The organism is Streptomyces atratus, assembly GCF_014648655.1.
In the GTDB taxonomy this organism is placed as follows: Bacteria; Actinomycetota; Actinomycetes; order Streptomycetales; family Streptomycetaceae; genus Streptomyces; species Streptomyces atratus.
Map to the genome: position 1 here is coordinate 35,834 of NZ_BMRN01000039.1, position 14,282 is coordinate 50,115.

17 protein-coding genes are annotated in these 14,282 nt (G+C 68.3%); 11 read left to right on the forward strand and 6 right to left on the reverse strand.

The window, feature by feature from the left end; translation table 11 throughout:
* Positions 1–382 precede the first annotated feature (382 nt).
* The 4 genes from IEZ15_RS35070 to IEZ15_RS35085 are packed head-to-tail and all read left to right on the forward strand — an operon-like array spanning position 383 to position 3,915.
* Entirely contained in the window at positions 383–1,795 is a 1,413-nt protein-coding gene (locus IEZ15_RS35070) for an MFS transporter (RefSeq protein ID WP_114245879.1), read from the forward strand.
* A gap of 27 nt (positions 1,796–1,822) precedes the next feature.
* Positions 1,823–2,305, forward strand: a complete 483-nt coding sequence (locus IEZ15_RS35075) for a DUF2771 domain-containing protein (protein WP_114245878.1) — start codon at positions 1,823–1,825, stop codon at positions 2,303–2,305.
* A gap of 40 nt (positions 2,306–2,345) precedes the next feature.
* Positions 2,346–3,068, forward strand: a complete 723-nt coding sequence (locus tag IEZ15_RS35080) for a futalosine hydrolase (protein ID WP_189280953.1) — start codon at positions 2,346–2,348, stop codon at positions 3,066–3,068.
* The gene (locus tag IEZ15_RS35085; protein WP_114245876.1) at positions 3,049–3,915 is read left to right on the forward strand and encodes a 1,4-dihydroxy-6-naphtoate synthase; all 867 of its coding nucleotides are present in this window, start codon (positions 3,049–3,051) and stop codon (positions 3,913–3,915) included. Before IEZ15_RS35080 ends, IEZ15_RS35085 begins: the two co-directional genes overlap by 20 nt.
* Positions 3,916–3,935: 20 nt before the next feature.
* Here the strand turns inward: IEZ15_RS35085 and IEZ15_RS46855 are convergent, their stop codons facing one another.
* Positions 3,936–4,319, reverse strand: a complete 384-nt coding sequence (locus IEZ15_RS46855) for a cold-shock protein (RefSeq protein ID WP_093540351.1) — start codon at positions 4,317–4,319, stop codon at positions 3,936–3,938.
* Between the two features lie 221 nt (positions 4,320–4,540).
* Between IEZ15_RS46855 and IEZ15_RS35095 the strand changes: the two genes are divergently transcribed.
* From IEZ15_RS35095 to IEZ15_RS35120, 6 genes are all read left to right on the forward strand, one after another.
* Positions 4,541–4,765, forward strand: coding sequence for a hypothetical protein (locus IEZ15_RS35095; RefSeq protein WP_189280954.1), 225 nt, complete (start codon positions 4,541–4,543; stop codon positions 4,763–4,765).
* Positions 4,766–5,172: 407 nt separating this feature from the next.
* Positions 5,173–5,571, forward strand: coding sequence for a DUF6507 family protein (locus IEZ15_RS35100; protein ID WP_189280955.1), 399 nt, complete (start codon positions 5,173–5,175; stop codon positions 5,569–5,571).
* A 197-nt stretch (positions 5,572–5,768) separates the two neighbouring features.
* The gene (locus IEZ15_RS35105) at positions 5,769–7,886 is read left to right on the forward strand and encodes a hypothetical protein (RefSeq protein ID WP_189280956.1); all 2,118 of its coding nucleotides are present in this window, start codon (positions 5,769–5,771) and stop codon (positions 7,884–7,886) included.
* A gap of 14 nt (positions 7,887–7,900) precedes the next feature.
* Positions 7,901–8,911: a hypothetical protein gene (locus IEZ15_RS35110; RefSeq protein WP_189280957.1), complete on the forward strand. Its 1,011-nt coding sequence runs from the start codon at positions 7,901–7,903 to the stop codon at positions 8,909–8,911.
* Between the two features lie 73 nt (positions 8,912–8,984).
* On the forward strand, positions 8,985–10,391 hold the full coding sequence (locus IEZ15_RS35115; protein ID WP_189280958.1) for a DUF6177 family protein: 1,407 nt from the start codon (positions 8,985–8,987) through the stop codon (positions 10,389–10,391).
* Positions 10,392–10,485: 94 nt separating this feature from the next.
* The gene (locus IEZ15_RS35120; RefSeq protein ID WP_189280959.1) at positions 10,486–11,373 is read left to right on the forward strand and encodes an alpha/beta fold hydrolase; all 888 of its coding nucleotides are present in this window, start codon (positions 10,486–10,488) and stop codon (positions 11,371–11,373) included.
* Between the two features lie 24 nt (positions 11,374–11,397).
* On the opposite strand, the gene IEZ15_RS35125 is transcribed toward IEZ15_RS35120, so the two are convergent.
* The 4 genes from IEZ15_RS35125 to IEZ15_RS35140 are packed head-to-tail and all read right to left on the reverse strand — an operon-like array spanning position 11,398 to position 12,910.
* Entirely contained in the window at positions 11,398–11,643 is a 246-nt protein-coding gene (locus IEZ15_RS35125) for a DUF397 domain-containing protein (RefSeq protein WP_114245870.1), read from the reverse strand.
* Positions 11,636–11,827 (reverse strand): DUF397 domain-containing protein, encoded by a 192-nt coding sequence (locus IEZ15_RS35130; RefSeq protein WP_114245869.1) that lies wholly within the window; start codon positions 11,825–11,827, stop codon positions 11,636–11,638. Before IEZ15_RS35130 ends, IEZ15_RS35125 begins: the two co-directional genes overlap by 8 nt.
* A gap of 31 nt (positions 11,828–11,858) precedes the next feature.
* Positions 11,859–12,047, reverse strand: a complete 189-nt coding sequence (locus IEZ15_RS35135; protein ID WP_114245868.1) for a DUF397 domain-containing protein — start codon at positions 12,045–12,047, stop codon at positions 11,859–11,861.
* Positions 12,048–12,058: 11 nt separating this feature from the next.
* Entirely contained in the window at positions 12,059–12,910 is an 852-nt protein-coding gene (locus tag IEZ15_RS35140) for a helix-turn-helix domain-containing protein (protein WP_189280960.1), read from the reverse strand.
* 212 nt (positions 12,911–13,122) lie between these two features.
* On the opposite strand from IEZ15_RS35140, the gene IEZ15_RS35145 reads away from it, so the two are divergent.
* Entirely contained in the window at positions 13,123–13,584 is a 462-nt protein-coding gene (locus IEZ15_RS35145; protein ID WP_189280961.1) for an ATP-binding protein, read from the forward strand.
* Between the two features lie 20 nt (positions 13,585–13,604).
* Here the strand turns inward: IEZ15_RS35145 and IEZ15_RS35150 are convergent, their stop codons facing one another.
* Positions 13,605–14,228, reverse strand: coding sequence for an HAD family hydrolase (locus tag IEZ15_RS35150; protein WP_189280962.1), 624 nt, complete (start codon positions 14,226–14,228; stop codon positions 13,605–13,607).
* Between the last annotated feature and the right edge of the window lie 54 nt (positions 14,229–14,282).

Genomic DNA, 14,282 nt, shown 5'->3' on the forward strand with positions numbered 1-14,282 from the left:
CGATTTCGGCCATGACGGATGCGGGCGGAGCGGACCTGAGGGCCGCGTCGACGTCCACACCCGTTGTGCCTGCCTCGGGCGCACCTTCTGCTATCCATTCTGCGGGATCGCCGATAGGCGCGCGGCCGAGAACAACCGCCGGTGGCGCGCTACGCACGCTACCCTCTCCGCCGCCCCCCGCCCACCTGCCCGTCCCAATCAAGGCCGTATCCGGCGCCGTGGCCCGTGCAAAGTCCGCCTCGGAACCGTCACAATCGCCCGCCGGCCCGGTCCGGGCAGGCCGTGCCCGGACCGGGCGGACCACTGACCCGACAGGGCGGAGTGCACCGTGCCTCGCGCCGATCCCGGTTCGCCACCGCCGTGACTGGGGCACTATGACGAAGTGACTTCCGCCCGGTCGCACAAGGATTCCGGCCCGCTCCGCAGGACGGGCCGGACGATCGGTCATGCCCTCCACGCCCCGTTCACCGGCACCGCGAGAGGAATCCGGAAGGCGACGCACGCCCACGGCGCCGGGGAGTCCGGTCTCGGCAAACTGATCGAACTGCACGCCGTGAACGGCGCGGGCGATGTGATGATCACGGTCGCGCTCGCCTCGACGGTTTTCTTCTCCGTACCGACGGACGAGGCCCGCGGCCGCGTCGCCCTCTACCTCGCCGTCACCATGGCGCCCTTCACCCTCCTCGCGCCCGTGATCGGCCCGCTCCTGGACCATCTTCCGCACGGCCGCCGCGCCGCGATGGCCGGTGCGATGCTGGCCCGTGCGGTGCTCGCGCTCACCATGGCGGGCGCGGTCGCCACCGGCGGCCTGGAGCTGTATCCGGCCGCGCTGGGCGTCCTGGTCTGCTCGAAGGCGTACGGAGTCGTACGCAGCGCTGTCGTGCCGCGTCTGCTGCCACCCCGCTTCTCCCTGGTGAAGGCGAACTCCCGGGTCACCCTGGCCGGGCTCCTGGCGACCGGGGTCGCCGCCCCGATCGGGGCGGGGCTGCACACCATCGGGTCCGCGTGGCCGCTGTACGGCGCGTGCGTGATCTTCATCGGAGGGGCCGTCCTCGCCTTCACGCTGCCGCACAAGGTCGACTCCTCGAAGGGCGAGCGGAAGGCCCAGCTGGTGCCGCCGTACGGCGTGACGGCCCCCCGGCCCGAACCGAAGAGGAACGGGAAGGCGAGGGGCCGCGAGAAGAACGGCGAGAAGCGGCCGGGGCTGCGGTCCGTGGGGCCGTCCGTACTCAACGGGCTCCAGGCCAACACCGCGCACCGCGCGCTCTCCGGCTTCCTGATCTTCTTCCTGGCGTTCCTGCTGCGCGAACAGCCGCTCGCCGGGCAGAGCGCCGCCGTCTCGCTCGGCATCGTCGGTGTGGCGGCCGGTGTCGGCAACGCGCTCGGTACGGCGGTCGGCTCCTGGCTCCGGGCCCGCGGCCCCGAAGTGATCGTCGCCTCGGTGCTGGCCCTGGCCCTGGGCGTCGCCGTGCTCGCCGCGCTCTTCTTCAGCACCGTCATGGTCACCGCGCTCAGCGCGACGGCGGGCTTCACCCAGGCCCTGTCGAAGCTCTCGCTGGACGCGATGATCCAGCGCGACGTGCCCGAAGAGGTACGGACATCCGCGTTCGCCCGGTCCGAGACAGTGCTCCAGATGGCGTGGGTGATCGGCGGCGGCATCGGCATCGCCCTCCCCCTCAACGGCGTACTGGGCATGTCGGTCGCCTCGGGCATCCTCACCCTGGGCGCCGCCACGTCCGTACGGGGGCTGCTGAGCGCCGCGCGACGCGGCTCGCCGCACCCCCGCGTGGCATGAGCCGGAGCGACCGATAGCCTTCGGCCCATGACCGTTGCGTTCTTCTCCGGTAAGGGCCGTCGAATCGGCGTCGCTCTTGGTGCCGTGTCCGCGGGACTCCTTGTCCTCTCCGCCTGCGACAAGCCGACCCCGCTCGCGACCGTAACGGTCGGCGGCGACACGGTGAGCACCGAGGCGTCCTGCTACAACGACGGCAATGCCCTCAAGGCGTCCGACATCCAGGACTGCCTCAACAAGAAGGCTCAGAAGACCGTCGAGGTCGCGATGGACGACAAGGTCCGCTTCGGCGTCGACCCGGAGATCGCGGACAACGGCTGGACGCTGTTCATCAACGGCCAGCAGGCCGAGCAGGAGCCGTACAAGAAGACCTACCGGTCCATCCCGGGCAGCGCCTTCTTCTCCAGCCAGACCGGCGAGACCGTGAGCAACAAGACACAGATCAGCATCGTGGAGACCAAGGGCAAGAAGCTCACCGGCGTCTGGCACTTCGAGCTGAAGAAGACCTCCTGACCTGCTTCCCTCCCCCTCCTGACCTCGGAGGATCCGCCCCGTGCGTGTGCTCGTCGTGACCGCTGTCCCAGCAGAACGGGACGCGGTCACGCGTGCGTTCGGGGACGTGTCCGAGGTGGCCGTGCGCGAGGTGCCGGGCGCGCGGCTCCACCGTGTCGACGCCCCCGGCGGCTGCGGCGTCGTCGATGTCCTCGCGGGCGGTGCCGGACCGGCCGCCGCGGCCGCCTCGACGGCTTTCGGCCTCGTCTCCGGGCCGTACGACCTTGTCGTCTCGGCCGGAATCGGTGGCGGATTCACGCCCGTGGCGCCGGTCGGCTCGCTCGTCGTCGCGAACGGCATCGTCGCCGCCGATCTGGGCGCCGAGACCCCCGAGGGCTTCGTGCCCGTCACCGGTCTGGGCTTCGGCCGCGACCGGCATCTCCCGCCCCGGTCGCTGGTGCGGGACGTGGCCGCCGCCACCGGCGCGCTCAGCGGCGAGATCCTCACCGTCTCCACCGTGACCGGCAGCGCCGAGCGCGCCGCCGCCCTGCTGGCCGCGCACCCTCGGGCCGCTGCCGAGGCCATGGAGGGCTTCGGTGTCGCCGAGGCCGCCGAACGCACGGGCGTACCGGTGCTGGAACTGAGGGCGGTCTCGAACGCCGTCGGCCCGCGCGACCGGGACGCCTGGCGCATCGGCGACGCGCTGGCCGCACTCACCGGGGCGTTCGGGAAGCTCATCCCTGTACTGGAAGGTTGGACCCACCATGAACGACACGACTCGTAGCCCGTCGCATCCGTTGAACATCGCCTTCTCTCCGTGCCCGAACGACACCTTCGTCTTCGACGCCTGGGCGCACGGAAGGGTCCCCGGCGCGCCCGCCCTCGATGTCACCTTCGCCGACATCGACATCACCAACGGCATGGCCGAGCGCGGCGAGCTCGACGTGCTCAAGGTTTCGTACGCGGTGCTGCCCTGGGTGCTCGACGAGTACGCGCTGCTGCCGTGCGGCGGGGCGCTGGGGCGGGGCTGCGGACCGCTCGTCCTCACGAAGGAGGCGGGCACGGATCTGACGGGCAGGACCGTCGCCGTGCCGAGTGAGCGCTCCACGGCTTATCTGCTGTTCCGGCTCTGGGCTGCGGAAGTGGTGCCGGGCGGGGTCGGCGAGATCGTCGTCATGCCGTTCGACGAGATCATGCCCGCCGTGCGCGACGGGAAGGTGGACGCCGGTCTCGTCATCCACGAGGCCCGTTTCACGTACCAGAACTACGGGCTGCACAACCTCGCGGACATGGGCCGGCACTGGGAGGAGACGACCGGGCTGCCGATCCCGCTCGGCGCGATCATCGCCAAGCGGTCGCTGGGCGCAAAGACGCTGGAGCTGCTCGCCGAGTCGGTGCGCACCTCGGTACGGATGGCCTGGGACGACCCTCAGGCGTCACGGCCCTACGTGCTGGAGCACGCGCAGGAGATGGACCCGGCCGTGGCGGACCAGCACATCGGGCTGTACGTCAACGAGTTCACCGCCGACCTCGGCGAGGACGGCTACGCGGCGATCCGCGGACTGCTGACCCGCGCCGCGGCCGAGGGGCTGGTACCGCCCCTCGGCCCGGATGCGCTGTCGTTCGTCTGAGATCAGCCGGGAGGCCGGGGTCAGACGTCGAGCTGATCGGCGACCGCGCGCAGCAGGCCACCGATCTTCTTACCGGCCGCCTTGTCGGGGTAGCGGCCGCGCTCCAGCATCGGCGTGATGTTCTCCAGCAGGGTGGTCAGGTCCTGCACGATGGACGCGAGCTCGTCCGGCTTGCGGCGCTGCGCGGCCGCGACGGACGGGGTCGGGTCCAGGACCGCCACCGAGAGCGCCTGGTCTCCGCGCTGACCTGCGACGACGCCGAATTCGACGCGCTGGCCGGGCTTGAGTGCGTCGACGCCGTCGGGAAGCACCGAGGAGTGCACGAAGACGTCACCGCCGTCGTCGCGGGAGAGGAAGCCGAAGCCCTTCTCGCTGTTGAACCATTTGACCTTGCCAGTCGGCAAAGCACGCACCCCATCTCAACCCGTATGCAACCTGTATGCCGGAACAAGCCTCAGCAGGTCAGGCTATCCAGTGGTGGTGCTCCCCTGCTGGCAGAAGCCTCCCCAGGTGAAGTACCCCTCGTCAAGCCTGGTCATCCGGACTGCTGTCCAGAAACGGTGCATGTCTTTGCGCGCCGCATGCCGTGGGGTGGGTCGCCCGGGTCGGGAACTACCCTGGCGGGGTGAGCACTACTCCTTCTGGCGCAGGTGACCGGCTCGTCCGGATCGGCGCGATCGTCTTCTTCATCGGCGCACTGGCCACGATGGCCACGATGGCCCCGCTGTTCCTCGGAACCCATCCGCTTCCGTCCATCGCGTGGTCGCTGTGCATGCTGATGGGGGTCGGCTTCCTGATCGCCGCGGCAGGCGTGGTGCGCTCGGTGCGGGCGGGGGCGCCGAAGCGGTAGGGCCGCGGGGCGCCCAGCGGGCCGTATCGGCCTCGCGCCGGACGGGCTCGGTCTTCGGCGCGGGCCCGGCTCCGGACGGGATTGAGCTTGCCCAGGCCTGGCACTCACGGACCTCTTGCCGACCGCAAACACTGCTGAGTCCCGCCCTATTGCCGTCCGACCCCCGCCTCACAGGACAGCAACAGGACCAAAAAGGGGGCAGCACAAGCCGCCCATCCAGCGATGTTTCTCGATCGCCACGCAGCCCGGCAACAACGCTGCGCGCCCACCACAACAGGCATTTGGCCTGAAATGCATTGCAAACGCTACGAGCACCTTGATACAGATGAAGATCCTGTTGTCAGTGGCACGCGTGTTGCCGGACGCAGTTGACGAGACGTATCAGCCGGGGGATGCAGGGGGGCGGCATGACGGGGTGGGACATCAGGCCGAGCGGGGTGGAGTCCGTTCTGTCGTTGGTGGGGCTGGCGGCCGAGGACCTGAGCAAGGACGTCAGGGGCTACGGCGAGAGCGTGGAGGACGCCGCACTGCACGCGGGGACGATCAGTGGGCCGTACTGCGGTGAGGCACCTGCGGGGCCGGTCGGGGCTGCGGTGGCGAACTTCGTCGCCGACACCCAGCAGCGGATCAGGTTCATGGCCGCCCGGACGAAGAAGTCGATGGACGGCACGGTCGAGGCCGTCACCGAGTACATCGAGGGTGACCTCGCCATGGCCGCCCAGGCCCAGCGCGACGCGGCCAAGGCACCCACCCCTGCCGAGATCAGGGCGGTCGGGCAGAAGCCCGGCCACCGGGGCGGGGAGTAGCCGGCGTGATCGAACCGGGTGGGATACCGCAGTACACGGGTGACTTCGGTCAGCTGGAGAAGGCCGCGTCCAGTCTGCGTACGCATGCCACGGGCATCCGGACCGGAGGAAAGGACGTCCACTCCCGTTTCCAGGCGACGGCCGCCTATTACAAGGCCCCCGAGGCCGACAAGCTGTTCTCCTCCACCCAGCCGGTGATGGATACGGCGGAGGAGTTCGCCGGGGACATCGAGGCGCTGGCCGATGCCCTGGACACGTTCATCTTCGAGGCCAAGCCGCACGCGGACCGGCTGGGGCAGTTGAAGCTGGACGCGTTCACCTTTGTCGACAGTGTCCGGGGCGATGACGACTGGACCGAGGACCAGAGCAAGACCGACGCGCACCAGGCACTGATGGACGGGGTCGCGGCGGCACGCGAGGGCTTCCAGGAAGCCGAACGCAACGCGGCCAACAAGATCAACGCGATCAGCCCCGGCATGTGCCGCCCGCAGTGGGTCGTGGACGACGGCACCCACGGGCTCGGCATGTACGGCCAGACCGCCGACGCGCTCAAGGACGTGAAGGATCTGCCGTGGGGCAGCCCCGAAGGGCGCACCTATGAGCGCTGGAGCCTGGACTGGTGGGGCCACGGGGCCAAGAGCTGGGCATGGGACGGCATCGCCAAGGACAGCATCTGGGGCGGCATCGACGGCCTGGTCACCCTGATCGGCTTCCACGGGGAGCAAGAGCGTGACCAGGCCTGGGACGGTCTCAAGCGCACCGCCGTCGGCGGCTACGCCTACGGCATGGACCTGTTCGGACAGGACGAGCACCTGACCGACTGGCAGCGCGACAGCAAGGCGTACGCCAAGGAGTTCGGCAAGCAGTTCATCGCGTACGACATGTGGGAGGAGGATCCCGCCCGCGCCCATGCCGTGGTCTCCTTCAACCTGCTCACGCTCGCCTCCGGCCCGCTGGCCGCCGCCTCGAAGCTCGGCAAGGGCGGCACATTCGCGAAGGCGGCCGGCACCATGGCGAAGATCGGCGACGCCCTCGACCCGCTCGGTGGCGCCTTCAAGGCCGCCAAGGCACTCTCGGACCTGCCGAAGGTCTCCCAGGTCCTGGCCAACGTCAGCGACCACCTCCAGATACCGAAGACGAAGTTCCCCGACGGCGCCCTCGACCTCAGCGACCGCTACCGGGTCGACAAGGGCGGCAAGTTCGTCCCACTCGACCCGGACGGCAAACCGAACGTCGACCCGGTCAAGCGCGAACCCTCCGCAGACGAACGGGGAGTCGGCGGACGGCAGGGCGACCGCGAACCGGTCGGCGTCGGGGGACGCACCCCCGGCGCGACCGCGCACGCGGGCGACGGCCTGCCGCCGCGCGGCGGCCATGACGCGGGCGGCGGCGGGGGTGCGAGAGACGGAGCACCTGGGCCGAGAGGCGAGGGCGGCCATGCCGCTGCGGGGCAGCACGGCCCTGGGGATGGTCATGGCGCCGGACCAGGCGAACATTCGGGCGGCGGCAGTCACTGGGGCGAATCTGCAGATTCCAGCCATGGGGATGCTGCGCACGTGGACACCCCGGTGGCAGGTGGTGGCGGAGACGGTACAGGGCACGCCAATAGCGATCACGGATCCGACACTTCCTCCGGATCGAACGATTCCGGGCCCATGGAGTTGGGAGGTGAGGCCGAGCGTCAATTCCGTGAAGGAATGCGCAAAATCCCTAATAACAATATCAAGCCCAAGGTTCTGGAGAAGATTGTCGCTCGAATGGGAGCGTATCCCCAGGGTCGCGAAATCGCCGATATAATCACCTCCGGACATCTTTCACAGACACGGAACTTCAGAGACGTCGTATCCATGCTGGGATCCGGCATTCGCGGCCAGGACCTTCGGGCCATTGATCAAATCCGACTCGGCGACCAGTTCTACAGGAGCGGGCTGCGCGACATCGAATTCGAGATCAAAAACCAGGCGTTCAAGGCAGATCTGGACGTTCGGGTGACTGACGCGAACGGAGAAAGTTACGGATATCAGATGAAGCGTCTGGAAAACCCCAAGAATCCTTTTGAATCGATCGCAAAGGCAGATCATCTGGGCCAGCTGTCGAAGTCGACCGCCGATCACAGGATCATGCTTGTGGACGGGCAGGGGACCGTAGCCGAGTGGCAGGCAAGAGGAATTCCCGAAGAGTTGCTTCAGGTTCACCGAGGTGAGCACGCCATCAAGAGCGGAAAGGGGCGTGGCATCCTGTTTGTCATCCGGCTCGACGACGGGACGATCACGATCCCTCCGGGCGCCAAGGCCGATCCGCGAGGTGTCCTGTGATTACAACAAATCCTGTGGGTAGCTGGTCCTGGGAGACCAAGGAAGAAAAACCGGGGCAAGACCTCGCGCTGCGTTGTGGCCGTATGGCCCTCCAGGCATGGGCAGCGATGCACGCTCTCGGCATCGTCAACGGAGACGCGACAGCTGACGTCACCATGCGTGCCGAGGACGACCACTCCGTCTTGTTCACGCGCAAGCGAGTACACGCGGCCCTGGCCGACGCCGCGAATGACAGTGAACTCTTCGCCGTCCTGAGGTCGACAGAACTGGAGCAGGTTGGCATGGTGGAGGTCAACCTGACCACGCCCGGCACCTGCATGCGCAATGGGGAAGCCCACCGGGTCGAGAAGCTCTTCGTGATTTCGGTCGAAGAGTGGGCAAGCGGCGCTGGAACCGTGACACTTGACACGTACGGCGATGCCTGGATGTCTCACGATCTGCGCGGCCATCGGCAGCCCGGCATTCAGAAGGAGAATGCTCCACGCCTCAAGGCTGCCCTCATCGCGATTACACGGATGGTCGGAGTTGAGGTCGTTGCCTCGGACTTCACTTCCTATGGAATCCCTACCAAGGACGGGTTCGAGGATCTTCCGGACGAAGACCCAGACCTTCTGGATTCCTGGTATATGGCGGAAGTTCCGCGTCGGACCGAGTGGCTCCAGTCATGCCTGCCGCCAAACTCACCCCGCTTTGAGGCAGAGACCGATGCGCCGGTCAGCTTCGTCAAAGTGGCTAGGGGCAGCCGCACAGTCGGCTATCTCTGGGCGGCAGAGGATGAAGTTGCGGCAGGGTTTGAACCTCGCACCCCGGCCGGTGATGAGGCACTCGACGCCGGACAGGATTGGCTGATGCGTCTCAGCGAGGCGAAGCAGCGGGGGCTGACGCCTGCCCAAGCGGTGCGTGAATTGGCGTCCTGGCCCGGCAGCGCTCGTTCCGGAACTGTTGTGCCTGGGACTCAAAAAGAAGCCTCCTCATTGGAGGACTTGCAGGACCTCTCAGGACGCGAGTGGTGTTCCGACACGTGAGACAAGAAGCCTGGGCCGCTCGCGAGGGAAAACCGGCTCCCTCACCTCCTGGATCCGTCTGTACGGAGCGCACATGACCCAGGACGTCATCGCCCTCACCCCGCAGATGCCGGACACGAAGACGCTGCTGGCTGGGCTCCACGCCGGTGGCCCGGACCTGCGGGTGAACCGGGCGGGTGGTGGGTCCGTTGTTCAGTTGTGCACCGCTGCCGGGCAAGCGTTGGTGTCGCTCGAAGCGCCCCGGTATATCCAAGTGCCGGGCGAGGTAACCCGGTTGCTCGGGACGACGGTGCACGCGGAGTCGCCCGTGTGGTGGACCGAGGCGCGAGCGACCACCGCTGTGGATGAGGCCGGGCGGCTGGCCGGGTCCGTCGCCGGGCGCCTGACGGCTGTGCTCGGGGGCACCGTCTGGCCGCGCGAGGCCGGTCATACCGACGTCGTGACCGATCTCGCAGGCGCCGTCACAGAGGCGGCCCCCATGGGTGTCGACATGCTCACCGACACGGCCGCCGTCGTCATCCAGGGCCGCCCCGTCGTCGCTGCCACGACCTGGCTGACCGACGTGGTGCGCAACGCGGTCCGCACCGGGCGTGAGCTACAGATCCTCACCCCGCCCGGCACCCGGCTCACACTCCCCGCCCGCACGCTACTGGACGGATTGCCCTCCCGCTGGGTCGTTCGGGACCCCGAGTGCGGCTACTACGACGGGCTCTCCGGAGCCGTACTGCACTGGCACGGCGGGCGATTCGTCCCGGTCGTCGGCGACGGCCCCCGGATCGCGGACGCCTTCCGGCCCCGACCCGGCAAGGAAGGGGAACGGCAACTGCTGCTCTCCATCCGCACGATCCACCCGGCCGACGAACGGCTCGTCCTGGGCAGCGCCCTGGAGCAGGCATGGCGCACGCTCACCGGCGCCCCGCCCGCCGGATGGGCCACCGCCGAACCCGTCAACGTTCCCTGGTCGCCACGGCAGTTGACCGACCTGGCCCGCACCCGTGCCCAGCAGTCCCTGCCCACCTGGATCGTCGCCGTCGGCGCCCCCGACCGCCCGGCGATCGCCGCCGTGCGCACCGTCCGCACCCGCGCCGGCGTCGAGGAGCACATCACCCTGGCCATCGGCTGCGGTGCAGACCAGAGCACTCCGGTGGACGCCCTGCCCGAGCTGGCCGAGACCCTGGCCACCGGCCACAACCTCGCCACGATGATCACCCAACTACGCACCGCACGCGCAGATCTGACCACCCCGGCCCACTACGAGCCGCCCCCGGTACCTGTCGGCCTTACTCTGGGCCCCGACGCTGTGGCCGACCGCGGCCTCGACCAGGACCGCGGGGTGTTCGACGGCATCACGCCTGCCCGGCTCGGCCCGGCCACCCGGCCCGCCCTGCACTATGCGCTCGGCGACGGAACCGACCTTGCCGCCTGGCAGCGCCTCCAGCGGATCAACGACCGCCTGAACGGCGCCCGGCAGAAGGAATGAGCAGGGTCTCGGCGACCTGCGTGGAGGACGTGGAGGTCAAGCGCCGCCGATATCCCGGGTGCGCTCCGGCAGCGAATGCTGGGAAACTCCAAGCATGCCGATTGTTGAAGTCTCGCCCGGAGTGTCCATCGCGTACGAGACCTTCGGTGACCCTTCTGACGCACCTGTCCTGCTCGTGATGGGTTTCAGCGCTCAGATGATCGCCTGGCACGAGGATTTCTGCCGTGCACTCGCCCGTCGTGGCCGCTACGTGATCCGGTACGACAACCGTGACTGCGGGCTGTCCACCAAGTTCGATGATCATCCCGTCGACACAGGCCGGCTCATCGCCGCTGTGAGCTCGGGAGACATTCCGTCCGCCCTCGCGATGGTTCCCTACACGCTTCAGGACATGGCCGACGACGGCCTCGGCCTGCTCACGGCGCTCGGAATCGAACGAGCTCACGTGGTCGGATCCTCGATGGGCGGAATGCTCGCCCAGATGATGGCCATCAGCCAGCCGACGCGGGTGCTCACCCTGACGTCGATGATGTCCTCGACCGGCGAACCCGAATACGGCCGGTCCAGTCCCGAAGCCCAGGCGGTGGTCTCCAGTCCGAAGCCGACGGACCGCGAGGGATACATCGCAGCGGCGGAGAGAGATCTGGTGTGGGCCTCCAAGCGCTATGGCGACCCCGCGGCCCTTCGTGAGCTGGCTGCCGACAGTTACGACCGCGCGTACTGCCCAGCCGGAGTCGGACGTCAACTCGGAGCGATGGTCCTCAGTGGTTCCCGCGCACATGCGCTCCGGGAGCTTCAGGTCCCGACCCTGGTGATCCATGGCCTGGATGACACGCTGGTCGACCCCAGCGGTGGGGAACGCACCGCAGATCTCGTGCCCGGAGCGAAGCTCTTGTTGATCCCCGGTATGGGTCACGACCGCCCCCGCGAACTCTGGCCCGAGATCAACGACGCCATCGAGGCGCACACCAGCCGCGAATGAAGAGTTTCTCGTTGCCTCGTGACGTCAGGACGGGGTGACCAGGCCCTCGCCGTCGAGTTCGGCGAAGTGATCGAACTCGCCAGCAACGACGCCCTTGGTGAAGGCGTCCCATTTCGTCGTGGTCGTCGTCACGACGTTCTCGGGGTCGCTGGTCTCCCGGAGGTAGACGAGTTCGTCCGGGCCGAAGGCGATCTCGATCCAGGGGCCGGGGCCCTCCTCGCCCTCGGGGGCGGCGCGGACCCAGGTGAGGTCGGTGGGGATGTCAGCCATGGGTGTGGCTCTCCTTGAGCGTGCGTACGAGGGCTGCCCAGGCGGCGGGTGTGGCGCGGAGTATCGCTCCGGTGGGGTCGCTGCTCTCGGTGAGTTCGACCGTGCTGTTGCGCGCGGCGACGTGCATGCACGAGTCCCCCTGGGCGCAGTAGGACGACTTCTGCCAGTGGCCGTACGTGGGCATGAATGCTCCCCTCAAGGGTGCTGACGGAATGTCAGCCATAGGCGCGGTTCTCCTTGAGGGTGCGTACAAGGGCGGCCCAGGTGGCAGGCGTGGTGCGGAGTATTGCCCCGGTGGGGTCGCTGCTCTCGGTGAGGCTGACCGTGCTGTTGCGCGCGGCGACGTACAGGCAGGATTCGCCCTGTCCGCAGTACGAGGACCTCTGCCATGAGTGCTGGTGCATATCCGGTTCCTTCACTGGTCGGCAATCAGACTGTGGATAAAGTCCCGGGACTTGTCCGGCGTCAGCGCCACGGCCGCCATGCGTGCCAGCAGGAGACGGTAGGCCTCCAACTCCGCCTCGGCATCCACCAGGACAGGGCCGTGCGACTGATCCAGCGAAACCGTGTCGAGGCGGGGCACCGAGCCGTGCACGTACAGGATGGTCTGCCCGGATCCGGGATAGGCGCCGATGAAGAACGGGATTACCTGGACCGTGATGTGTTCCCGCTCGCCCTGCTCAAGCAGATGTCGAAGCTGGTTCCTGGCGATGACAGGGCCGCCAACCGGCACGCGGAGAGCAGCTTCATGAATGACTGCCCGGTACGTTGGCGGGTTTGGTCGGTCAAGGAGGACCTGGCGCTGAAGTCGGTGACTCACGCGGTGCTCGATGTCCGAACGAGAGAACTCCGGCACCACCTGCCGGAAGATCTCGCGAGCATGGTCCGTGGTCTGGAGGAGACCCGGAACATGGGACGTGTTGGCGGACCGCAGCCCGGTCGCGTGGTGCTCCAGTTCCGCGATGTCCAGCAAAGGGGAGGGCAGGACCTCGCGGAACGTCTCCCACCAGCCCGATGAGCGTTCCCCGGCGAGATCGAGCAGCCCTGCGACATATGCGGAGTCCGAGCAGCGGTAGTTGCGAGCCATTGCCCGCAGCCGTTCCGCGCTCACACCGAAACGACTCGCCTCGATGTTGCTGAGCTGGGCCTGGCTGATGCCGAGCAGCCGGGCGCCCTCAGTGGCCGTGAGCCCAGCGCGTTCTCGCAACCGACGCAACTCGGCCCCAAGGCGCAGGCGTCGCACGCCGGGGGTGCTTCTGGACGCCATGTGTCAACTCTCCTTAATCAGGAACGTGTTGGCAACGTCACTCACACGAGTGCATATCTCAATCGATTGCCGATCTCGCAAATATTTTATGTCGCGTGCCGCTAATTTAGATCCAGGCCACCCGCCCGGAAGTGCCCCGCTCGACGGAGCGGCCTCGTCACCGGGCAACCCGAAGTGCACCTTCCAACTTCCCTCCGTGAACGGAGACTTCCATGGTCAGTGCCACGGTATCCCCGCCCTGGACGTACACCCTCCAACTCCCGCAGGATCCCCGCGCCCCCGGCGTGGCCCGCGCCACCCTCCGCACGATCCTGCGCGTGCACGGCATGCGCGAACTCACCGAGATCGCCGAACTGTTGGCGAGCGAGCTGGTCACCAATGCCTACCTGCACTCCTCGGGGGCGTACTCCCTGCGCCTGCGCGATGCCGGGCGCAGGCGTATCCGGCTGAGCGTCTGGGACACCAACCCGCACATCCCCGCCCCCTTCCGATGGGCCGCCGAAGCCCCGGAGGAACTCGCCGAGCGCGGACGGGGGCTCTATCTCGTCACCCTCTACGCGGAGAGCTGGGGCGCCCACCCCATGGGGACCGGACTGCCGGGGCAGGGCGGGAAGCTGCTCTGGGTGGAATGCGCGGCGAAGACGGACGATGCTCCGTCGTACGGCGCTCGGTGACCCCGCACCCGCCAAAGGCCCTACGCCGCGTAACCGTCCAGCCAGGACGGGAAATCCGTCAGCGACGACAGGACGACGTCCGCGCCCGCAGCCCGGAGCTCCTCCGCATCGCACGGGCCCGTGGTCACCGCCACCGAGAGCGCCCCGGCCGTGCGGGCACCCCGTACGTCGCCGGTGTGGTCGCCCACGTACACACCCGCCCCGTGCTCGCGCAGCGCCTCCCCCTTGGCCTCCGCCCACAGACCGCCGATCACCGCATCCGGCTCGATCCCGAGGTGCGCCAGGTGCAGCTCGGCGTTCGGCAGGTGCTTGGCGGTGACGACTATCGCCCGGCCGCCCCGCTCACGGATCGCCGCGACCGACTCCCGGGCACCCGGCAGCGCGGGGCTCGGGGCGATGGCGTATGTGGGATAGATCTCCCGGTAGCGGTCGGCGGTGGCGGCCACCGCATCGGCCGGAAACCAGTTCCGCAGCTCGTCGTCGACCGGCGGGCCGAGCCTGCTCACCACCAGATCCGCGTCGATCGGCGTCCCCGTCTCGGCGGAAAGCGCCAGGTAGGCGGCCTTGATACCGGGCCGGGAGTCGATGAGCGTCATGTCGAGGTCGAAGCCGACCGTCAGTGGGTGTGAAGGCATGGAATCCATTGTCACGGGGCCGCGCACGGCGGCGGTCCCGGTACGGGCCTCGGGCCGTGGAAC

What these genes read in the sequence shown, in the direction of transcription:
- IEZ15_RS35075 (WP_114245878.1), top strand. Translation starts at nt 1,823, where the DNA reads ATGACCGTTGCGTTCTTCTCCGGTAAGGGCCGTCGAATCGGCGTCGCT.
- IEZ15_RS35085 (WP_114245876.1), top strand. Translation starts at nt 3,049, where the DNA reads ATGAACGACACGACTCGTAGCCCGTCGCATCCGTTGAACATCGCCTTC.
- IEZ15_RS35100 (WP_189280955.1), top strand. Translation starts at nt 5,173, where the DNA reads ATGACGGGGTGGGACATCAGGCCGAGCGGGGTGGAGTCCGTTCTGTCG.
- IEZ15_RS35105 (WP_189280956.1), top strand. Translation starts at nt 5,769, where the DNA reads ATGGATACGGCGGAGGAGTTCGCCGGGGACATCGAGGCGCTGGCCGAT.
- IEZ15_RS35115 (WP_189280958.1), top strand. Translation starts at nt 8,985, where the DNA reads ATGACCCAGGACGTCATCGCCCTCACCCCGCAGATGCCGGACACGAAG.
- IEZ15_RS35120 (WP_189280959.1), top strand. Translation starts at nt 10,486, where the DNA reads ATGCCGATTGTTGAAGTCTCGCCCGGAGTGTCCATCGCGTACGAGACC.
- IEZ15_RS35125 (WP_114245870.1), bottom strand. Translation starts at nt 11,643, where the DNA reads ATGGCTGACATCCCCACCGACCTCACCTGGGTCCGCGCCGCCCCCGAG.
- IEZ15_RS35130 (WP_114245869.1), bottom strand. Translation starts at nt 11,827, where the DNA reads ATGCCCACGTACGGCCACTGGCAGAAGTCGTCCTACTGCGCCCAGGGG.
- IEZ15_RS35135 (WP_114245868.1), bottom strand. Translation starts at nt 12,047, where the DNA reads ATGCACCAGCACTCATGGCAGAGGTCCTCGTACTGCGGACAGGGCGAA.
- IEZ15_RS35140 (WP_189280960.1), bottom strand. Translation starts at nt 12,910, where the DNA reads ATGGCGTCCAGAAGCACCCCCGGCGTGCGACGCCTGCGCCTTGGGGCC.
- IEZ15_RS35145 (WP_189280961.1), top strand. Translation starts at nt 13,123, where the DNA reads ATGGTCAGTGCCACGGTATCCCCGCCCTGGACGTACACCCTCCAACTC.
- IEZ15_RS35150 (WP_189280962.1), bottom strand. Translation starts at nt 14,228, where the DNA reads ATGGATTCCATGCCTTCACACCCACTGACGGTCGGCTTCGACCTCGAC.